This window comes from Paenibacillus sp. FSL H7-0690 (genome assembly GCF_037980415.1).
In the GTDB taxonomy this organism is placed as follows: domain Bacteria; phylum Bacillota; class Bacilli; order Paenibacillales; family Paenibacillaceae; genus Paenibacillus_AQ; species Paenibacillus_AQ odorifer.
Map to the genome: position 1 here is coordinate 859,027 of NZ_CP150281.1, position 20,370 is coordinate 879,396.

19 protein-coding genes are annotated in these 20,370 nt (G+C 42.0%); 14 read left to right on the forward strand and 5 right to left on the reverse strand.

What is annotated here, in order from left to right; genetic code table 11:
- The first annotated feature begins 146 nt into the window (after positions 1–146).
- The 5 genes from MHI32_RS03875 to MHI32_RS03895 all read left to right on the forward strand — a co-directional run bounded on the left by MHI32_RS03875 (position 147) and on the right by MHI32_RS03895 (position 5,299).
- On the forward strand, positions 147–1,259 hold the full coding sequence (locus MHI32_RS03875) for a helix-turn-helix domain-containing protein (protein WP_076282554.1): 1,113 nt from the start codon (positions 147–149) through the stop codon (positions 1,257–1,259).
- A 112-nt stretch (positions 1,260–1,371) separates the two neighbouring features.
- Positions 1,372–2,388 carry an ABC transporter substrate-binding protein gene (locus tag MHI32_RS03880; RefSeq protein WP_340011915.1) on the forward strand — a complete coding sequence of 339 codons (1,017 nt, stop codon included), beginning with the start codon at positions 1,372–1,374 and terminating at the stop codon, positions 2,386–2,388.
- Entirely contained in the window at positions 2,385–3,206 is an 822-nt protein-coding gene (locus tag MHI32_RS03885) for an alpha/beta hydrolase-fold protein (protein ID WP_340011916.1), read from the forward strand. Before MHI32_RS03880 ends, MHI32_RS03885 begins: the two co-directional genes overlap by 4 nt.
- 66 nt (positions 3,207–3,272) lie before the next feature.
- A complete protein-coding gene (locus MHI32_RS03890; RefSeq protein ID WP_076276960.1) occupies positions 3,273–4,313 on the forward strand; it encodes an iron ABC transporter permease in 1,041 nt (346 codons plus the stop codon).
- Positions 4,313–5,299, forward strand: a complete 987-nt coding sequence (locus MHI32_RS03895) for an iron ABC transporter permease (RefSeq protein ID WP_162164281.1) — start codon at positions 4,313–4,315, stop codon at positions 5,297–5,299. The genes MHI32_RS03890 and MHI32_RS03895 overlap by 1 nt, the downstream gene beginning before the upstream one ends.
- A gap of 80 nt (positions 5,300–5,379) precedes the next feature.
- Here MHI32_RS03895 and MHI32_RS03900 read toward each other — a convergent pair whose 3' ends face one another.
- Together MHI32_RS03900 and MHI32_RS03905 are read right to left on the reverse strand one after the other, a co-directional pair.
- Complete coding sequence (locus tag MHI32_RS03900; RefSeq protein WP_076128531.1) at positions 5,380–5,919, reverse strand: helix-turn-helix transcriptional regulator; 540 nt, start codon at positions 5,917–5,919, stop codon at positions 5,380–5,382.
- 46 nt (positions 5,920–5,965) lie between these two features.
- Positions 5,966–7,153, reverse strand: a complete 1,188-nt coding sequence (locus MHI32_RS03905) for an ABC transporter permease (protein WP_076279457.1) — start codon at positions 7,151–7,153, stop codon at positions 5,966–5,968.
- A gap of 168 nt (positions 7,154–7,321) precedes the next feature.
- On the opposite strand from MHI32_RS03905, the gene MHI32_RS03910 reads away from it, so the two are divergent.
- Positions 7,322–8,446, forward strand: coding sequence for an FAD-binding oxidoreductase (locus MHI32_RS03910; protein WP_076128535.1), 1,125 nt, complete (start codon positions 7,322–7,324; stop codon positions 8,444–8,446).
- A gap of 162 nt (positions 8,447–8,608) precedes the next feature.
- On the opposite strand, the gene MHI32_RS03915 is transcribed toward MHI32_RS03910, so the two are convergent.
- Positions 8,609–9,061, reverse strand: a complete 453-nt coding sequence (locus tag MHI32_RS03915) for an Lrp/AsnC family transcriptional regulator (protein WP_076128537.1) — start codon at positions 9,059–9,061, stop codon at positions 8,609–8,611.
- A gap of 249 nt (positions 9,062–9,310) precedes the next feature.
- Here MHI32_RS03915 and MHI32_RS03920 point away from each other — a divergent pair, with 249 nt between their 5' ends.
- Together MHI32_RS03920 and MHI32_RS03925 are read left to right on the forward strand one after the other, a co-directional pair.
- Positions 9,311–10,843 (forward strand): MFS transporter, encoded by a 1,533-nt coding sequence (locus tag MHI32_RS03920; RefSeq protein WP_339189550.1) that lies wholly within the window; start codon positions 9,311–9,313, stop codon positions 10,841–10,843.
- 202 nt (positions 10,844–11,045) lie between these two features.
- Entirely contained in the window at positions 11,046–12,212 is a 1,167-nt protein-coding gene (locus MHI32_RS03925; protein WP_076185135.1) for a DUF4317 domain-containing protein, read from the forward strand.
- A 73-nt stretch (positions 12,213–12,285) separates the two neighbouring features.
- Here MHI32_RS03925 and MHI32_RS03930 read toward each other — a convergent pair whose 3' ends face one another.
- Complete coding sequence (locus MHI32_RS03930; protein ID WP_339189553.1) at positions 12,286–12,819, reverse strand: NAD(P)H-dependent oxidoreductase; 534 nt, start codon at positions 12,817–12,819, stop codon at positions 12,286–12,288.
- A 191-nt stretch (positions 12,820–13,010) separates the two neighbouring features.
- On the opposite strand from MHI32_RS03930, the gene MHI32_RS03935 reads away from it, so the two are divergent.
- The 4 genes from MHI32_RS03935 (at position 13,011) to MHI32_RS03950 (ending at position 15,778) form a co-directional block, all read left to right on the forward strand.
- Positions 13,011–13,376, forward strand: a complete 366-nt coding sequence (locus tag MHI32_RS03935; protein WP_076219486.1) for a helix-turn-helix domain-containing protein — start codon at positions 13,011–13,013, stop codon at positions 13,374–13,376.
- Positions 13,358–13,927, forward strand: coding sequence for a hypothetical protein (locus tag MHI32_RS03940; protein WP_076219485.1), 570 nt, complete (start codon positions 13,358–13,360; stop codon positions 13,925–13,927). The genes MHI32_RS03935 and MHI32_RS03940 overlap by 19 nt, the downstream gene beginning before the upstream one ends.
- A gap of 117 nt (positions 13,928–14,044) precedes the next feature.
- On the forward strand, positions 14,045–14,767 hold the full coding sequence (locus MHI32_RS03945; RefSeq protein WP_076302895.1) for an MBL fold metallo-hydrolase: 723 nt from the start codon (positions 14,045–14,047) through the stop codon (positions 14,765–14,767).
- A 252-nt stretch (positions 14,768–15,019) separates the two neighbouring features.
- Entirely contained in the window at positions 15,020–15,778 is a 759-nt protein-coding gene (locus MHI32_RS03950; RefSeq protein ID WP_076104110.1) for a hypothetical protein, read from the forward strand.
- A gap of 22 nt (positions 15,779–15,800) precedes the next feature.
- Here MHI32_RS03950 and MHI32_RS03955 read toward each other — a convergent pair whose 3' ends face one another.
- Positions 15,801–16,742, reverse strand: a complete 942-nt coding sequence (locus tag MHI32_RS03955; RefSeq protein ID WP_339189558.1) for an AraC family transcriptional regulator — start codon at positions 16,740–16,742, stop codon at positions 15,801–15,803.
- 422 nt (positions 16,743–17,164) lie between these two features.
- Here MHI32_RS03955 and MHI32_RS03960 point away from each other — a divergent pair, with 422 nt between their 5' ends.
- Complete coding sequence (locus MHI32_RS03960) at positions 17,165–18,184, forward strand: glycoside hydrolase family 88 protein (protein ID WP_076128555.1); 1,020 nt, start codon at positions 17,165–17,167, stop codon at positions 18,182–18,184.
- A gap of 12 nt (positions 18,185–18,196) precedes the next feature.
- On the forward strand, positions 18,197–20,359 hold the full coding sequence (gnpA, locus tag MHI32_RS03965; RefSeq protein ID WP_076276968.1) for a 1,3-beta-galactosyl-N-acetylhexosamine phosphorylase: 2,163 nt from the start codon (positions 18,197–18,199) through the stop codon (positions 20,357–20,359).
- Positions 20,360–20,370 lie beyond the last annotated feature (11 nt).

Below are 20,370 nucleotides of genomic sequence, written 5' to 3' on the forward strand. Positions count from 1 at the left end.
GCGTCTTCTTTTTTGAGCACACTTTTATAGAACGTTCCCCAACCATTGCCACCCCCCAAAAACAAAAGTATAATTGATAATGATTATCAATTAATGAATGAATAAAGAGTTAAGTGCATTTATATAAGCAGTAAAGAGGTGACAGAATGCAAAAACAATCGCAGAAGACAGATTTAACTGAGGTTAGAAAATATATAGAAGAGAATTTCACGAAGCACTTGTCTTTAGCACATTTAGCTAATCTTTCTGGCCTTAGCTCCAGTTATTTTTCCTCAGCGTTCAAACAGGAATATATACAAAGTCCAATGGAGTTCGTTACCCAGCTGCGGATTCAAAAGGCAAAACAATTATTGCAAAAGGAAGATGTTCGCTTAAAGTTTATAGCAGAGGCTGTTGGATATAGTGATGAGTTTTATTTTAGCCGAGTGTTCAAAAAGGTTGAAGGGATCTCGCCAACGATGTATTCCAGCCAGCAAAAATCTCATATCGGTGTTGTAACTGGGAACATGATGGGGTATTTACATGCGGCAGGAGTCATTCCGTTTGCTGCACCCTTAAGTGCAAAGTGGACACCGTACTACTATAATTTGTGGGCGCAAGAAATCGAGCATAAGGTAACCTTGACACAAAACAAAAATTATTGCAGCCCCAATGAGCTATTGCATTTGCCAATTGATCTGCTTATTTCTCCCAAAGATTTGTCGTCAGAGCTGGTAAAACGGATAGAGGATCATTTTCCAATCTATTGGCTGGATGATAAGCAAGATTGTTTAGTAGCCTTAACTGAACTTGCTGCCCGACTAAATAAACAAGAAGAAGCGAAACAGTGGATCACACAGTATAGGGCAAGATTGGAAGACGTTCGGCGCAGGTTAGACTGGACCTCTACACCACCTAAAGTTCTAGTTATACGTATCTATCAGCAGCAAATCTTTGCTTATTGTAATACAGGCATTCAGCATCTTTTATTTCAGGATTTGGGAGCGGAATCTAGTTATGAGCAGCCCGGTCTATATAATGCAGAGATTACTTTTGAAGAGTTAAGTAGATTGAAGGTGGATAAGTTGTTTACGATTATTTGCCCCGATGATGAGTCACGAGCAACTTGGCATCATTTGCAGAGAGATGTTGGGTTTAGACAGTTAGAGGCTATCGAACAGGGACAAATCTATGTTATTCACTCCGATCCTTGGTTTGAATACTCTCCTGTGGCTTTAAAACGAATGCTAGAGGAAGTTGCAGTAATGATGATACCTTGAAAATGTACATGTCTAATCATAAGATGTTACATGGTCAATGCGTCCTATCTCTTATACACTCAATACTGAGAATGATTATTATTGAGAATATAGGAAAGAGGGAAGGTCTATCATGAAGGGGTTTAATACAAAAACAATAAGTTATGTTGTAATGGTTGCTTTATTATCCATTCTACTGACAGCTTGCGGCGGCAATAATACAGCTGATCAGCAAGCAACAGATACTCCAGAAACAACCAGTGAAACGAGTGCAACTGCAACGGATGAACCCGCTGTACAAGAACCGGAAGTAGCGGCTAGAGATGCGTTTGTAGTAACAGACCAAGTAGGCAATACAGTAAACATCCCGGGGACTGTACAAAAGGTGTATGCCCCTGGTCTGGAGGATTACTTAGTTACCCTTGGTGTAACCCCAGTAGCCCAATGGTCCACGGGTGAAAGACCGCAGCAGTATCTACAGGATACGTTAAGTGGTGTAAAAGAAATCAGCTTCGCTAATGGTGTTCCCTCTCCAGAATCTGTAGTAGATTTGGAGCCGGAATTAATTATATTCCCCACTGCTTTTTATGCACAAAATGGTGTTTATGAAAACTACTCGCAAATTGCTCCAACTTACGTGTTTAAGAATGCACTCGGCAATGTAGTGGAGGCCACAGAAACGATTGCGAAATTGCTAGGTTTAGAGGATAAAGCAACAGAAGCTATTGCTGCTTACGATACAAAGCTAGAAGCAACTAAAGCACAGTTAGCCAGCGTTTCTGCCGGTAAAAAAGCAATTTATATTAATGCGAATGCCCGTGCAATCTTTTTAGTGGGTAACTTCCATTACGGGGGTTATGTGCTGAGTGAGCTAGACTTTGCTCAAAGTGCTCTTGTAGAAGGAGAAATGTCCGCTGATATTTCGCTGGAAATGTTGTCTGATTTAGACGCTGATTATATCTTTATTAACGATAATGATGGTCTGGGAGATGCTTTCCTGGCAGACATTAAAGCTAGTCCTTTATGGAAGGCGCTGCCTGCAGTTCAAGCAGGTAAAGTGTTCGAGGTGGATGGCGATCACTGGAGATCCAGTGGATTAATTGCTTATCAAAAAACGATGGACGATATTGTAGCGTTCCTGCTGCCATGATTATCAAACCGTACGTAAAACCAAACTATGAAACGATGCTGATCACGAGTAAAGCTAATCATAAGGACTATGAAATTTTTATTGCCAAACCTTTGGATGAGCCTGCAAAAGATGGCTACGGTGTCATTTATGTTCTTGACGGTAATGGTCTTTTTGAAACCGCTGCTGAAATCACCCGATTGCTGACGCGTAAGCCTAAAGGCTATCCACCCGCGATTGTTGTTGGCATTGGTTATCCTGGAGGTGAGGCGTTTGATACCGTGCGTCGAACCTATGATTTAACCATGCCAGCCGAGCTCGCGAATTTACCGAAACGTCCCAACGGGGAGCCTTGGCCTGAATTTGGCGGGGCAGATGAGCTGCTAGCTTTTTTTGAAAAAGAGTTAGTGCCAGCCATTGCCCAGCGGTTCGTTATCAATAAGCAGAAGCAAGCATTGTTTGGTCATTCCTTTGGCGGATTATTCGTTCTGCATGCGTTGTTTACACAACCCACCTTGTTCTCACATTATATTGCAAGTAGTGCTTCCATCTGGTGGAATGATTACGCACTTTTAAAGGAATATGAGAGTTTTAAAGCTGATTTACACAGCAATACACTAAGTCAGTTACCTAAAACGCTTATGATTGCCGGTGGAGAAGAGCTGGATTATATGGTCAAGGATAGCTTGGATTTATGTAACAGCATGATGGCCTTACACCTTCCAAGCTTTGAAGTAAGCTGGGCATTGCTTGAGCAAGAGGAGCATGTGAGTGTAATCTCGGGTGCGATTAGTCGGGCCGTCAAATTTTTGCTCACCACATCCTCTGACTTGCGTTAGAAATCATATTATTTTGCATCTGAGCTGGCCCTTGGCTGGCTCTTTTTGTAAAGTGAAGGGAAAGGGTTGGAAACATTGGCCGCAAATGTTCAGAAATCATCACTAGCAGGAGAAAAAAAGTTCTCCTTTTTATTATTGCTAATCCTCATGCTCCTCCTATTAATAGGCGTATTAGTACTTGCTATGGCCCTTGGCGCGAAAAAAATACCCTTCGCAGATGTATTCATGTCGATCATCGCTTTTGATGATAAGGCGTCTACTCATCAGGTGATCCAGTCGATTCGTTTACCCCGGGTACTTGCCGCTATGGCAACAGGCGCTGGATTTGCAGTAAGTGGAGCGATTATTCAAGGGATTAGTCGCAATCCTTTAGCCGATTCGGGGATTCTTGGATTAAATGCTGGGGCAGGGGTCACGTTAGTTATTGCTATGGTTTTCCTGCCGACGATTTCATTCACAGGTACACTTTGGCTCTGTATTCTAGGTGCGGGATTGGGAGCGGGTTTAGTCTTTAGTGTTGGTTTATTAAGTAAACGAGGCATGACGCCTATTCGGCTTGTATTGGCGGGTGCTGCCATCTCTGCTATGCTAACTGCCCTAAGTGAAGGAATAAGTATCTTTTTTTCAGTGGCTCAGCAGGTGGCTTTTTGGTATGGAGGAGGTTTAAGTGGCATTAGCATGGCCCATCTACAGCAAATGTTGCCGTGGATGCTTCTTGCGCTATTACTTGCCATCGTAATTTCAAAGTCGATTACTATACTTTCTGTAGGGGATGAGACAGCGGAAGGGTTAGGCGTTAATATAAAACTTATCAAAAATCTTTCGCTTTTAGCCGCATTTATGTTAGCTGGGATTTCATGTGCTTTAGCCGGATCTGTAAGCTTTGTGGGCTTAATTGCTCCGCATTTGGTACGTTACATAGTGGGTGTGGATTATCGTTATATTATTCCATTATCCGCAATTCTGGGAGCCATCCTTGTTGTGCTTGCTGATTTAGTGGCACGTATCGTAAATGCCCCTTATGAAATCCCTGTAGGTGCTGTAATTGCGGTTATTGGTGTTCCGTTCTTTCTATATTTGGCACGTAAAGAAAGGCGGGAACTATAGTGAAGCTAAGATGGAAATTTATAATTATAGCAATCATTTTACTGCTAGGCTTTATATATAGTGTATCTACTGGTCAAAGCAGCTTAAGCTTACAAGAGTTATGGCAAACCGTATTGGGAAATGGAACACCGAGGCAGGAGCTTGTACTTTTTCAGTTCCGTATTCCACGTATGATCTTGGGTTTTCTAGTAGGTGGCGCGTTGGCAATAGCAGGAATGCTGCTGCAAGCTATAAGCCGAAATGCTTTGGCCGACCCGGGCATACTGGGGATAAATGCTGGTGCTGGATTATCCATGATGTTATTTTTACTCTTACAAAATAGTTCAACCGGCTTACATACGTATGTTCAGCCACTGTATGCTTTATTGGGCGGATTTATCGTTGTCGCTCTATTATTTATGCTTTCCTATGATCGCAATCAAGGCATTATTCCCATTCGATTAATTTATACTGGTATTGCTGTTGCGGCTGCGATTAGTGCATTTATGATTGTGTTAACCTTCGTACTAGATCCTTCGCAATATCAGATGATTAAGGTGTGGCTGGCAGGGAACATAGGGAATAGTAATTGGAGTCACGTGTATGCTATGCTGCCTTGGTTACTTCTTATTGTGCCTTTATTAATTCGGAATCATCTTATATTGGATGTACTAAGGCTTAACGATCCTGTAGTCATTAGTTTAGGGGTATCTCTAAATAAATATCGTGTTTGGTTTTTAGTGTGTAGTGTCTTATTGGCGGCACCAGCGGTTGCCGTTAGTGGAAGTATTGGATTCGTAGGTTTAGTAGTTCCACATTTAGTTAGACGACTCTTTCGTGGTCATAAAATAATGATTCCCGCGTGTTTATTAATCGGTGGCGGATTAGTTGTTATTGCAGATGCGCTTGGTAAAATGGTAGTAGCCAATACTGAAATACCAGCAGGAGTAATCGTGGCTTTAATCGGTGCTCCATACTTTTTATATTTATTAATTAAAAGTGAATAACTGAAAAAAGCTATTGTGTGATTGATGCTGGAAATAAAAAAAGAATGCCTTGATTATGCAATAATCCAAGGCATTCTTTTTTATATCGTTTTCGTTTTCAGCTTTTCTAAAAGAACTTTCCACCAGTGTATAGATTGCTCAAGTTGAGAAGCGTAGTAGCTTTCCATGAAATCTACACTTTCACGAGTGGAGCTATCTACATCTATTTGCTGGTAGATTTGATTTAATTGATCTTTTTTTATAAGTGACTGTTCAATTTTCTTCTCGATAATCGGGATCACTTTATCAGTCTCTACAAAACGAAGATTCACAAGAGCGACAATCATATCTGAAATAGATTCTGCATCTTCTATTACCTTATAAATTTTGAGCGGGAGCTGCTTGCGCCCTTTATCGGTAATGGAAAACACCTGTTTGTCTGGACGATGTTCTTCTTTGATAATCTCTACCTGTTCAACTAAGCCCTGTTTCGTAAGAGATTCAAAGTGATAATATAGTTTGCTTTCAGATAGATTGAGCAATTTATCAAAAGGAATAGGGGTGGATAGTTCTTTTTTTAATTTATAAGGATAATTATTTTCATCCATTAACTTACTTAAGATATAAATTTGAATTGACATCGCAGAACCCACTCCTAATTGTTGGCTAAACTCTATCTTACCAAACCTAGGCGGTTATTTCAGCTGTATTTTTAACTTCAACGGGCAGTATAGTTTCTTTAGTCACAGGTACAGGTTTATGAACAAACCGGACGATTACAATGTTAATCATCATAGCCCCGGCAAATACGCCTGCTAATCCCCATAAGAAGGGGGCTGGACTAATGGAACCAAACATTTGTGCCAAATAAGCTTGCACAGAATAATACATCGGGGTGATGCGGCCGAACCAATCGTATGGTGTATACATCATATCACGAGGCATGGTAGCACCATTGGCGATGGTTTGCATGAGCAGGATTGGAATATTTAAGACCATACCGCCTTCGCCAACTAGGAAGACCATAATCGCACACACGTTGAATGCAGCCATATACATTAGAATTTGCTGAGCAGCAACTGGTAACAGTAAGGATAGGTCTACATCTGCAACAGAGAAGGCAATGGTTAAAGCAACGACTGTTGATAATACAGCGATTAATAAAGCTGTGAATTGAACGAACATAAACAGTTTTGTCTTGCTTGCTTTCCCGCGGTTCGCTTTAAAAGAAGCAACTAATTGCATGGAGGCAATCATTGCCCCAACATAACCAGCCATAGTTAAGAACATAGGTAACATGTTGTTGTGCATGCCGTCCGGAACATCATTGATGACAACATAATTCCCGACATAGCTATTTTCAATTTGTGTAGCCATTGCGGTGGCTTGTTCTTCTGGTACGTTAAAGTTCATTAACACACCTTTTGCGGTTTGCTCTGAGAAGTTCGCGCTTAATTGTTTGTTAATTTCTCCTACCACGGAAGACATGGCTGAAGATACCATGGTGGCAGAAGCTTCGTTGACTGTGAAATCAATACTTGCGGATACCTTACCGCTTTGAATGTTGGCTGAAAATTCTTCTGGAATATGGACAACTAGAGCTAACTTATTATGTTCTAATTCATCCATCGCTTTTTTATTCGATACATCGGTTTTTATCGTTTTGAATGGTAAGCTCTCCGAGAACTGACTCGAAATCTGAGCCCCATATTGACCTGCATCATCATTGACAATAGCAATTTTTAAATCATCCATGTTCCCTGGAAGTGCTGTATACCCTGGTAAGAAAATACCAAGCATCGCAATGGCATAGAACACACCCATAAAAATAGAACCAATGGCCCCTTTGGACTTCAAAAACTGTGAAAACTTCAACTGTATTCCTTCTTTCTTCTGAATAACACTTTTATTTTAGTACTTCAATTAAAGTACTTTTAACTGAGTGAAATTTATAGTACGATAATTCATTAGAAATGTCAAATTTAAGATACAATGGGTAAGTAGTGAATGATAAAAAAATGAATAACTGAAGGGACTTCGAACATGAACAAGGTTATTGTAATTGGTGCAGGCATATTAGGGGCTTCAGCAGCTTATCAGCTAAGTAAGTTAGGTGCTGAGGTCATCATTATAGATCGTAAGGATGTTGGACAAGCAACGGATGCAGCAGCAGGGATTATTTGTCCATGGTTGTCTCAACGCAGAAACAAAGCATGGTATCGTCTTGCTAAAGCGGGAGCAAGCTTTTATCCGGCACTTATTCAAGAGTTGGAAGAGGCTGGAGAAACCGAGACTGGATACGCAAAAGTTGGAGCGATATGTATCCATGAGGATTTGAAAAAGTTACTCGCGATGAAAGAAAGAGCGGAGCTGCGCAGAGAGGACGCCCCTGAAATAGGGGAACTTACGATGCTGACGGATCTTGAAGCGCAAGAGAAGTTTCCATTATTGTCGGAAGGTTATCATGCGCTTCATGTATCCGGTGCAGCAAGAGTGAACGGACGTGAATTACGTGATGCTTTGCTAAGGGCTGCTCAGCGTAATGGTGCGCAAATGATTGAGGGCGATGCTATTTTAGAACATGATGAACATGAAATTAAAGGGGTTAGTGTAGGAGAACAGACATTCACAGCGGATGAAGTGATTGTGTGCGCAGGGGCTTGGTCTAACGCTTTGCTTCATCCGCTTGGGATCATGCTTCAGGTGCGTTATCAAAAAGCTCAAATTATGCATTTGAAGCTTGCTCAACAAGCGAGTACAGAGCAATGGCCTGTGGTAATGCCGCCTACAGATCAATATATACTCGCATTTGCGGATCAAAATATCGTGGTAGGTGCTACTCACGAAAATGATGTCGTAGGTTATGATACTGCTGTAACCGCAGGAGGAATGCAAGAAATTCTAAATAAAGGTCTGCAAACGGCTTCCGGTCTTGCGGATTGTAGCCTAAATGAGATAAGAGTAGGGTTCCGTCCATTTACAGCAGATTTTCTTCCCGTGTTGGGCAGGGTTCAAGGATGGAATAAACTAATTGTTGCTAATGGACTAGGGTCATCCGGATTAACGATGGGACCCTTTCTTGGTGAGCAGCTGGCCAAGCTGGCCATGAATCAACAGGTAGATATTCAGCTTGAAGACTATGCATTAGAGCATGCGATAAATGAGTAGTAAAAAAGGAGGTCAGCGATTCGATCCGCTAAAGTGCCACCATACGTATTCCTTAAAACGACAGAGATGTCGTTTTTTTAAACTAAACATTTATTCCTGCTTATTGTAAGACGCTCTTAATAAAGCTACTTCTCTGTAAACTCGTTGTCCTTCTGCTTGGCATTAGTCTACTTTAGATGCCTCTTCGAGAGAATGAATGAGAAATCTATGATCTATCGGTGAAGACATAACAATCAGGATCGTATAGGTTCCATACTTATCACATTGATTGCCAAACTCTTCAAGAGCATGTGTAGATTCGGTCACTACTTTTAATAAATAGCTGTGTTCTCCACTTATACGGTGGCACTCGGCAACTTGGGGAGAGGCATGGACAAAGTCAAGAAATGCCAGGCAGTCTCTAGTCCGAAACAACATATAGGCTGCCGTATTTTTCCCGATTTTTTCAGGGGAGATGATGGTGCGATATTCCTCAATGATTCCTTTCTCTTCCATTCTTCTAACTCGTTCCGTAACCGCAGGTTGAGACAGACCTACGGATTTCCCCAGTTCTGTCATTGAAATCCTCGCTTGATTTTGAAGATAGAAGAGAATTTGTTTGTCTACATGATCCACTTTGGATGGCCTCCTTTATATTTAAGGTAATTCATTAAAACTCCTTTAATTACTTTGTTAAATCATCATAATTGATTGATTATAATATGTAAAATGAATAATTTACATTATATAATATGACTCTCACCAAAATGATGATCTACACTTGGAAAGTTAGAGAGGATGGCTACCATTGAGAAAATTTGATTTAAATAAGGTAGGTACAGAAGATTTACAGGCACGTATTGATGAGTCTGGAGGAAACTCCCAATGAGACTCTCCCACTCCCGCAAAAATATAATCACATTAGCTGCTATATGTTTGTCCGCATTGATGTTTGGCCTCGAAATTTCCAGTGTGCCTGTGATACTGCCTACCCTGGAAAAGGTACTGCACGGTAGCCTCAAGGATATGCAATGGATTATGAACGCCTACACCATTGCCTGTGCGACAGTTCTGATGGCTGTTGGAACGCTGGCTGACCGGTATGGAAGGAGGCGTATTTTTATTATCAGCCTTATCTTGTTCGGTATTACATCTTTGATTTGTGGCTTGGCGCAAAGCACATCGGTTCTGATCGCCAGCCGGTTCCTTCAAGGCGTGGGTGCTGGCGCGATGCAGATTTGCCAGATAGCCATTCTTTCACATCGGTTTCAGAAAGGAGAAGAACGCAGCAAAGCCTTTAGCACATGGGGGATCGTGTTTGGTATCGGTCTCGGTTTTGGACCTATCATTGGCGGTATGATCGTGGCTGTATTGAACTGGCATTGGGTTTTTCTGGTCCATGTCCCGCTGACCCTTTTTACTTTGATCCTTGTCTTCAGCGGCGTGGAGGAGTCCAGCGATCCACAGGCAAAAAAGCTGGACATTATCGGCATCGTCACGCTTTCGTTGACGGTTTTTGGCCTGGTCTATTTTATCACACAAGGGTCGGAACTTGGTTTTAGAGGTACAGCATCCCTCAGCATCCTTGTTGCAGTGGCAATAAGTTTCATAGTATTTCTATTTGCGGAGAAGCACAGTGCTCATCCAATGTTCGACTTTTCCGTATTCAAGATACGTAATTTTTCTGGTGCTCTCCTTGGCTCCGTCGGGATGAATTTCAGTTTTTGGCCATTCATGATCTATCTTCCAATTTATTTCCAGAGCGGGCTTGATTACGACATCGTAAGTGCCGGGTTGTCTGTTCTGGCTTATGCACTGCCCACCCTGGTAATTCCGCCTCTGGCAGAGCGATTTTCGCTCCGCTACCAACCGCGCATAGTTATCCCATTGGGTCTATTCGTTATCGGCTTGGGCTTCATTTTGATGAAGTATGGCAGCAGCGGTGATCACGCCAGCTGGTTGACTATGCTCCCCGGCTCTCTGTTGGCTGGTATTGGGCTGGGATTAACCAACACGCCTGTCACCAACACGACTACCGGCTCGGTACCTAGTACTCGTGCAGGTATGGCTTCCGGCATAGACATGAGTGCCAGATTAATCAGTCTAGCCATCAACATTGCCGTAATGGGCTTCATTTTACAGGAAGGCATCTTTTCTTATTTGAAGAAAGCTTTTCCTGAGACTGTCGATGTTTTACAATTGCGATCTTTGGCCGAAAAAACAGCTGCCGGAAACACTTCGTCTCTCCATCAGGGTTTTCCAGAACTATCCTCACTGGATGCATCTGGAGCTATCGTCCATGCCTCGCTTGTACACGGCTTTGGTTTGGTGATGCTCTATGGCGGTATTGGTGTCTGGGTGTTGGCCGCGATCAGTTTTATAATTTTTGGACCCAAGAGAGCATTGTTGCAAAAGTAGAGAGTGAAGACTATCGCGCCCACAAGCGATTCGTGAGTCTCAACTGATTAAGCCGCCTAGTATTATCACGTAAAGTCGTTGTATTATTGCTTTGGAACAAAACTGAAAAGAAGTAACGTTAAAAACCCCTTCTAGCGAAGCTTTTTTTTATCCTTTATACTGAAAAGACCAATTAATCTTCCTAGGAGTTGTCTAACGAATCATGATAAAGAAAGAAGTCGCGCATATACGCAAGCAATTTAAGCTGGATCACGATTTAATGAGTATTTACGATATTCTCAACGTGTATATTATGAAGGAAAGCAACGAGATCTATCATTGGGAGCGCCAGCCATTTGGAATGGTGGACAGAGAGAAGCAGGAGCTGTATATGGGCAATTTCAAAAAACTCCTGACCGGTGAACTGGATCAGAAATTGTTCGAGTTGAAATTTCAAGCGGAAGCGGAGGAGCCAGCGCAGGTGATGCTTCATCAAGCTTTGGTGACAGGGGATCCGGATGAATGGCAGGACCTGATGCTGCTGTTGGTGGACAGAATGATGGCGGATACTCATTATGAACGGGATACGGTGATCACTTTCGTTCGCGGACAGTATTTCCGCCCGACTAAAGATAGAAACGATGAAGCCGAGGAAAGTGAGAAAAACGAATTATTCGCGCATCCTTTTATCCTATGCAGCGTGAATTCCACGGAGAAACAACGGAAAGCTCTCTTGTTTGATTACGTGGAGCGGGAGTTCAAGTACAATGTCATTGTAGATCCGATCGTCAAGTTAAGCACACCGGAGCAAGGTTTCTTTTACCCAAGTGTGACGGACAATTATTCCGATGTGAACCGCATTCTGTATTGTACGGGGAAATCGAACTTTCCAGATCCGCATTTTGTCGGAGAGGTCTTGAATGCCGAAAGATCCATGACGGCCCTGGAAGAGAGAGCTATATTCGAAGACATCGTGAAGGAAGTGGCGGGCGAACAGCTTGATGCAACCACTCTCGCACAGGTGTACGAGGAGATCCATCAGGTCATCGAAACCAACGACGATAAGGAAGAACCTCCAAAGCTCGATTATAGAGATCTGGAACGTGTACTGACGGTAAGTGGCGTAGAGAACGTGACAATGGAAAAAGTGGAACGGGCGTTTGAAACGATCGTTGACGATAAGCATTATGAGATGAAGGCGAGCAGCGTGATGCCGAAATTCACTACTAAATCGATTAAGATCGATACAAAGGTAGCTACGATTTCGGTCAGCCCGCAGGATTTAAAATATGTGAAGCAAGTGAATTATCATGGGAGACGCTGCATTTTGATTGAGGTTGACGAAGATGCCGTGATCGAAGGCTTCACACTTACTACAGAGAATCTTTAGACCGCTTCAACAATGCTATGGGCTATCCTTAAAGTCTTTGAACAAGACTAAGGATAGCCCAATTTGTTTTGTATCAAATACGGTGATTAAAGATATATTCGATATATTCTTTTGCGCTAGTATTAATTTCTTCATCGCTGGCTTGAAATGAAGCTCCAAAAACAGCAAAGTACGGTAGGGCTTCTGCGCCTACATGTTTGGCACTGGCTTTAAAGGGTGCGATCACTGCGTCTACGGTAAAAGAAACAGAGCCCGCTGGCTGATAATTTTCTTTTTTATCACCGATGGATAGGGCCAACCCTAACTTTTTCCCGTTAAGCTTGTTCCCGTTTGATCCATAAGCCCATCCGTAAGCCAACACATCATCAAACCATTTTTTTAATAGCGGCGGATAACTGTACCAATACAACGGGAATTGAAAGATCACATGGTCATAAGCTTCCATTTGATTCTGCTCTCTAGAAACATCAATATTCCAGTCAGGATACTCTTTATAAATCTCATGAAGGGTAATATCGTTGGGATATAATAGCAGTTCTTCTTTCCAGCACTGGTTGACCCTCGAATTCTCAAGGTTCGGATGCGCCAAAATCACTAGTGTTTTCATGATGAATCTCCATTCTCAGGCCTATATTATTTATGAATATTATTATTATCTTGCAGGTTGTAAAAAAAGAAAATACACACAATAAAGTAAGATGGTTACTTCGAGGTGTGTACTGGACTCCGAAAAAAATATATGCAACAATGAAGTTTTGAGTAAGCTTAATTTGATCAGCATGAACGAGGTGTTATTCTATGAAACAATATCATTTAGGGATAGAGGCAACACTAGAAATCATCGGCGGAAAGTGGAAAGCTTTGATCATTTGCTTTTTGATGTCCGGTACCAAAAGAACAAGTGAATTACAGCGTAATATTCAAGGCATCTCACAAAAGGTTCTGATCCAGCAGCTTCGTGAACTTGAGAGGGATGGGCTTGTCAAAAGATTCGTGTACCAGCAGATGCCGCCAAAAGTTGAATACAGCCTCACGGAATATGGCGTTACAGCCAATAAGATCGTGGATGTTATGTGTTCTTGGGGGAAAGAAAATATAAAAATAAGACAAGGACGAGGAGAAGAGATCGTCTTGTTGGAGGATACATGTCCTGGAGCAAATTAAAGCAACAACTGGAGAGTTTTCTATGTCCCGCGTTATCCGGCAAGGTTGAATATCGCGCAAGCAGCTACCGTTATTTACCTGATAAATCAGGGAGCTGTTATATTTCGGTAGATAAAAAGAACGTACTCAATATGAATGATAGAACTAGCTCAATCAGATGGTATCAGACGGAGCAGGAGATTAAGAATGATTCAGAACTCCAAATTCCAATCCACCCTGAAGACATCGAAGCGGTTAGAAAAGATAGTAAAGGGATCATCCCGGAGGATCGTCTAATAGTCATTGCAAGAAGCAGAAAGATATCAGAAATTGCAAAGGAGCTTTTATCAGCACAGACCTCATTAAGTAAATCGAATTTTATCGTTATAGCTAATAAGTTTCTATCTACTTCTATAGAGGAAAGCATAGAGAGCGATGATATCTTATTGAATATTCTGGCTTTAGTGGACAGACGGGTTGGGAAAAAGCGAATTTTAAACATGAGCGAGAAGATGCAGTTAAAGCATCCGATTGTGCAATATTTTTATGAACTACGGCGTAGTACATTGTGAATATAACTAAACTCTCCCTTGCCCAATGGGACCTGCTTCATCCATTATAAATAGGTAATCATCTCCTCCATAGAGCGTAACTTTAGCCTGTATCCATAAAGGAGAGGAACCCATAGGATGGAACTCAAAAAAATAAATGACTCTATTTATTATTTGGAAAGTGTCCGAGAAACAGACAGACCTGTTTTGGGATATGTTGTAGGTGACAGCTTTTCAATTATGATTGATTGTGGTAATTCAAAATCGCATTTAGATGCCTTTATAAAGTGTTTAGATGATAACAATCTGCCACGTCCCAAATATGCTTTGATCACGCACTGGCATTGGGATCATACCTTTGGTATGCATGCTTTTGACGGGGAAACTATAGTCTCTTCAGCAACGAATGAGGCACTAAAGCGCCTGAAAGAATGGGAATGGGATGAAGAAGCTGTGGTAAAACGCTTAGAGACCAAAGAAGAAATAGCATTCGCCTATAACTGTATGAAAAAAGAATATGATACGTTTGATAAGATTAAGGTTAGCACAGGAAATATTATGTTCGAGAATGCTTTAACGCTGGATTTAGGGGGCACCACTTGCCAGATTATAAAGGTAGGAGGGCCACATGAAGACGATTCTTGTGTTGTATATATAAAAGAAGCGGGAGTATTATTCGCAGGCGATGCACATAGCGGGGATTATTATCATGGAGAAGGTAAAATTGATCCGATAAAAATGAAAGAATATATTGAGCTTTTATCGACTCTTTCATTTACTACGTATATCCCGGGGCACGACGCCCCTATGAGCAAGGAACAAATCATTCCCTTGTTAAATAGATTTTGTGAGGTAAAGTAAAGGCTAGCCTTACCACATAACAGCTTATTTTATTAGGCGACTTGTTAGGTATGAATTCGGTAGTGTACCGGACGCATGCCTTTTTGTTGTGCTTGATGGGGCAGTTCAGAGGGGGGGCTTATTTGCGTTTATTGGGAAGCAGCGTTACGATTAACCATAAGCAGCCTTGCTTCAGACCCCTTCCGAGCTATTAGAAATCTTAGACGAATTATACATCGATGGCTGGGGACTTGTACAGAAAGGGAAACAGAAATGGATAAGAAAATAAGCGTAGAGAATCTAAAACTGACACCACAAAATGATACTTATTATATTGCTTGGAGTATCGGAGTCGATAAGAAGTATAAAAAGCATATGAAAAAAGAAATAAAGAGCCAACTCACAGACGTTCTAGGATCCATGACTCAAAATAATGCTGTGGAGGATATTTCAGTTTACAGTCATAACAAAACAGCCGAAAAACATGGAGAATTCATTATATGGGATTATCTTATCCTAATGCAGATCAAGGAAAAGGAAGATGCCGAAATCATTTTACCTAACTTAAAAAATGTGAATATACCTTTCGTGCTCGAAACAATCCGTATGGAGTTACTTGTAACCACACCAAACAGCACGTACCCTACACCAGGGGAAGGCGCGCGAAAACGGCATGTAAAGCCATTTTATGCAATTGAATATGTCGATGTTCAGCCTAATCATTTAGATGAATTCCGAGACATAATGATTAACAATAACGGACCGGCAATGAAGTACATAATGGAGGAAGCGAGATGGTGTCATAATTTTTATGCATTAGAAACGCTGACTGTCTTCTATCATAATTCAAGTTATCCTACTTGGAATCAGATTCATGTCATAGGTTTGTATTTGGAATCAATTTTTCTATATAAAAAAGATTTCTCAAAAGGGCTGGCACTGACCCACAGCATTTCATTTGAAGAAAACTTTGCGCAGTTAAAGAAGATAAGAACCATGTTATATAAAACGATCGGGAGAAAGATGATCTAGAATAGACCAATGGATAAATGGATCATACCCACCCCGTAAATTCCAATATAGACGCTTTAGCGGATTGTGCTTCGGATTGTGCGCCTTTACGCCATTGTTTAGGTGACTCGCCCATAAGCTTGGAGAAACATCGGTTGAAGCTGGATATGGACTGAAAACCTACTTGCTCAGAGATGGAGAGAATGGAATCATCCGTACTTTTTAACTGCTTGCAGGCCTCTTCAATACGGGTACTGTTTAGGAAGTCGAGAGGTGCGGACCCCATAATCTCATGGAATTTCCTGCGAAAATGAGTAGTACTTAGGTGGCACAGATCAGCTAAAAAATCGATAGTAATTGGCATCATGTAGTTTTTAGTGATGTATTCCAGAACGGGTGAGATGACAAAATCGCCCTTCAGGCTATGCTCTGTTTCTTGATCAACCAAGGGTTCATTCCGGGAATGAATTCTAAGGAGCTCTATATAAAGCGATAACAATAAGCCGTAGGCACTTTCTTGATAGTAAGGATTTTTTTGTTTCAATTCCTCCACGGCCGATGTCGCAAGGGTATAAACCTTGGGATGTTCCTCTTTATTCAAAATACAGTTTGTTCCCTTAATTGCCCACAGATTCGGCTCAAAGTTGCTGTAAGCGCTTTTGAAGGATTGCTGAAAAAGATCCTCAGGCGAAAAAAAGATATAAGACCACAGACTGGCTTCATTCGGCGAACTATAAGTTGTATGAGGGAGATACCTAGGGATGAAGGTCACATCTCCGGCTTTAAAAGGCACAGATTCTCCTTTGATCTCCATGATGCCGCTATCCGAATGGCAAATGCCAATCTCCAAATGATTATGGAAATGCAGATGTTCACTTTTAATATCAGAAATCTTCCAACGTTCACCGCTTAACAGCAAGATAGGAAAGTTTATCGGTAAGCTGTAGTGGCGGTATTCAATGACGGGCTTCTTTTTTCTGGGCATATTCTCAATACTCCCATTCTTATTACGTAGGTTGAGTAGATTATAGGTTAACGTTATATCAAATTCAACTATATAAAGAGATCTTGATATTATACAATTTGAGGAAAAGTGGCGGAGGAGAATCTTGGAACTTTAGGGGCGTAGCGTCCGCCTTTGTCTCCGGATTTCAACCGCTAATAGCGTTACAAATCAAGAAATTCTTACGACAACAGCGGCCGGAAGTCCAAATATTCTCTGTAGTCACGGCTAATTCCAAGATATAGCGAACAAAAGTTAATGGTTGAAATTGCACAGTTTAGTTATGAATATGCTTAGAATAAGACTATTTTACTACTTACAATAGAGTTAGTAAAGCGTTTACAATATGGACGGACAGCTCTCAAGCGCCTTTGGGGGCGTGTGCGAAAGAGAGGAGAAACAAGATGCTTCAATTAACTTATGACAGAGAAGAGATTTTAAGGGTCATCGACAAAGTGGTCAGAAAAACAATGGCGATGGATTTAACATGGGACTGGCCTTGTGGTGTAGCTTATTATGGGGTAACCAGAGCTTATGAAACTACAGGAAATAAAGAGTATTTGGATATGCTTGTCCAGTGGGCAGATGAATATATCGAGCTGGGTCTGCCGGATTGGACGGTAAATACCTGTGCCATGGGCCATATGCTGATCACTTTGTATGAGGAAACAGGCAATCAGAAATATTGGGATATTGTGATGAGCAAAGTAGATTATCTGCAGAACAATGCGCTTAGATTCGGAGATCATGTGTTGCAGCATACCGTCTCTATTTCTAATGATTTTCCAGAACAGGCATGGGCGGATACCTTGTTTATGGCGGCATTTTTCCTGCTCCGTGTAGGAAGCAAATTAAAGGATCAGGAAATGATTCAAGATGCCTTGAATCAATATTATTGGCATATCAAATACCTGCAAGATCCTAGCAGCGGGTTTTGGTACCATGGCTACAATAATGTGAAGCAGGATCACATGTCTGGACTATTCTGGGGCAGAGCGAATGCTTGGGGCGCATACACCATGTCGCAAGTTAAAAAGCTTTTGAAAGAATGGTATCTGTATCCGCAGTGTATGGACGTGGAGTGTTCGCTGCGCGATCAGCTGGCCGCACTCAAGCTGGTGCAAACGGAGAACGGCCTGTGGCGGACAGTACTCGATGACGAGGAGTCTTATGAAGAAGTATCCGCGTCTTGCGGCATTGCGGCTGCTATGATCAATAACGGCAATCCGCTGCATACCAAATATGTGCAAAAGGCCCTGAAAGGTATTTTGAACAATATCAGCGAAGATGGACGGGTACTGGGTGTCTCTGGCGGAACAGCGGTTATGAAGGATCGGGAAGGATACCGCAATATTCCAAAAGACTGGATTCAAGGCTGGGGGCAAGGCTTAGCATTAGCTTTTCTATCCGATATGCTTAAGTAGGAGGGATCCAAGTTGTCCAAACAAACAACGGGGGCCTTTACACTGCCGGGAGAATCCGGTTATGAGGCATTGACCCTGGAATTAGCTGAACGTTGGGGTGCCGATGTCATCCGTGACAGTGACGGCACACAGTTGTCCGATGAGATTATCAACGCAGGATACGGCATTTATTCTACAATCTGCATCATCAGAGATCATAACGAATGGGCGTCCCAGAATTCAGACAAGCTGCAGCAGAGCTTTTTAATAACTAATCCGAAGGTAGCGGTACAAGATTATTTATCCATCTATCTGATGGAGGATTTTTTTGCTGAACAATTCCGAGTGAATGATTCCAAAGAGGCGTTTAAGTACTGGCAGGTTTTTGACCGAACGACGGGCGAAGAGGTTCCAAGAGAACTGTGGAATTATGAGCGGGAATCGGGAAATGTAGTCATTACTGGAATAACGCCTTGGCATAAATACACAGTCAGCTTCATGGTCTACCGGATTTGGGAAGAGATCTCCATGTACAATCACACCACGAATCACTGGGAAAAAGAGCATCTGATGCAGATTGATCCCATCTATGTAGAAACGCAAAAATATTTACTCCATTGGATTGAAGATTGGTGTCGTAAGCATAAGGAAACAACAGTGGTTCGGTTCACCTCCCTCTTTTATAATTTCGCCTGGATCTGGGGCAGTGATGAGCGCAATCGCCATTTGTTCTCGGACTGGGGTTCATATGATTTTACGGTAAGCTCAAGGGCGCTTGATCTGTTTGCCAAGAAATATGGGTATTCGCTCACGGCCGAGGATTTTGTGAATGGTGGGAAATATCGGGTCAGTCATATCCCGGCGCAGCAGCGGAAGCTGGACTATATGGCATTTATCAATGATTTTGTCATCGAATTTGGTAAGCAATTAATTGATATTGTGCATAAGCACGATAAGCTGGCGTATGTCTTCTATGATGATAGTTGGGTTGGCATGGAGCCTTACAATGACCGTTTTGAGGAGTTTGGTTTTGACGGGATGATTAAATGTGTGTTCTCAGGGTATGAGGCAAGGCTTTGCTCTGGTGTAAAAGTAGATACCCATGAGATTCGGCTGCATCCCTATTTATTTCCGGTTGGATTGGGAGGGCTTCCTACGTTTATGGAGGGAGGTAACCCTACGCTCGATGCCAAAAAGTATTGGATTAATATCCGGCGCGCCTTGCTCAGAGAGCCTATAGATCGGATTGGACTGGGCGGATATTTGCATCTTGTAGAGCCTTATCCGGATTTTTGTGATTATATCGAAAAGATCGCGGATGAATTCAGAGAAATTAAAGAGCTGCATCATAAAGGCAAACCGTATCACATTAAGACGAAGGTAGCCATTTTGCACGCTTGGGGCAAATTGAGATCGTGGACCTTGTCCGGGCATTTCCATGAAACGTATATGCATGATCTGATTCATATCAACGAGGCTTTGTCCGGGTTGCCGGTTGAGGTGCAGTTCATTGATTTTGAAGATATCCGTAAGGGAGTATTACAAGAGTGTGATGTAGTGATCAATGCCGGCTCGGCAGGTTCAGCATGGAGTGGTGGAGAATATTGGAGTGACCATAAGTGCGTGGACTTACTGACAGAATGGGTTTATGAGGGCGGTACTTTTATAGGTATCAATCAGCCTTCGGCGCTTGATGGTTATGACAGCTTTTTCAGAATGGCACATGTGCTTGGTCTGGATGAGGATACAGGCTCCAAGGTAGCTCATGGAAGATGGACATTTGAGGCTAGAGATGAGCAAGGTTTAGTGCCTGAAGGAGCCAGCATAACACCTAAAAATAACATCTATCTTACGGATGGCTCAGCAGCGGTATTGTGTGAAAAGAGTGGGATGATAACATTGTCCACCCATGCCTTTGGTAAAGGAACGGGGATCTACCTGCCTTCTTTCACCTTAAGCTTTGAAAATACAAGATTGCTGTTAAATGTGATCCGTTTTGCCGGCAATGAGTTAAAGGAAACAAAGTATATTACGGATAATTTATATACAGAGTGTGCTTATTATCCAGAAAGTAAAATACTCGTCGTGATTAACAATAGCGACCAGCTTCAAAAAACTACGATCGATACGGAATATGGACAACAAACCCTGGAATTAGATCCGTTTGATACTATTATCCGAACTATTGGCGATTAATCCCATTAAAA

Bases quoted from the DNA above. Each gene is read 5' to 3' on its own strand.
- MHI32_RS03875 (WP_076282554.1), top strand. From the start codon at position 147: ATGCAAAAACAATCGCAGAAGACAGATTTAACTGAGGTTAGAAAATAT.
- MHI32_RS03880 (WP_340011915.1), top strand. From the start codon at position 1,372: ATGAAGGGGTTTAATACAAAAACAATAAGTTATGTTGTAATGGTTGCT.
- MHI32_RS03885 (WP_340011916.1), top strand. From the start codon at position 2,385: ATGATTATCAAACCGTACGTAAAACCAAACTATGAAACGATGCTGATC.
- MHI32_RS03900 (WP_076128531.1), bottom strand. From the start codon at position 5,919: ATGTCAATTCAAATTTATATCTTAAGTAAGTTAATGGATGAAAATAAT.
- MHI32_RS03910 (WP_076128535.1), top strand. From the start codon at position 7,322: ATGAACAAGGTTATTGTAATTGGTGCAGGCATATTAGGGGCTTCAGCA.
- MHI32_RS03920 (WP_339189550.1), top strand. From the start codon at position 9,311: ATGAGACTCTCCCACTCCCGCAAAAATATAATCACATTAGCTGCTATA.
- MHI32_RS03925 (WP_076185135.1), top strand. From the start codon at position 11,046: ATGATAAAGAAAGAAGTCGCGCATATACGCAAGCAATTTAAGCTGGAT.
- MHI32_RS03930 (WP_339189553.1), bottom strand. From the start codon at position 12,819: ATGAAAACACTAGTGATTTTGGCGCATCCGAACCTTGAGAATTCGAGG.
- MHI32_RS03935 (WP_076219486.1), top strand. From the start codon at position 13,011: ATGAAACAATATCATTTAGGGATAGAGGCAACACTAGAAATCATCGGC.
- MHI32_RS03940 (WP_076219485.1), top strand. From the start codon at position 13,358: ATGTCCTGGAGCAAATTAAAGCAACAACTGGAGAGTTTTCTATGTCCC.
- MHI32_RS03945 (WP_076302895.1), top strand. From the start codon at position 14,045: ATGGAACTCAAAAAAATAAATGACTCTATTTATTATTTGGAAAGTGTC.
- MHI32_RS03950 (WP_076104110.1), top strand. From the start codon at position 15,020: ATGGATAAGAAAATAAGCGTAGAGAATCTAAAACTGACACCACAAAAT.
- MHI32_RS03955 (WP_339189558.1), bottom strand. From the start codon at position 16,742: ATGCCCAGAAAAAAGAAGCCCGTCATTGAATACCGCCACTACAGCTTA.
- MHI32_RS03960 (WP_076128555.1), top strand. From the start codon at position 17,165: ATGCTTCAATTAACTTATGACAGAGAAGAGATTTTAAGGGTCATCGAC.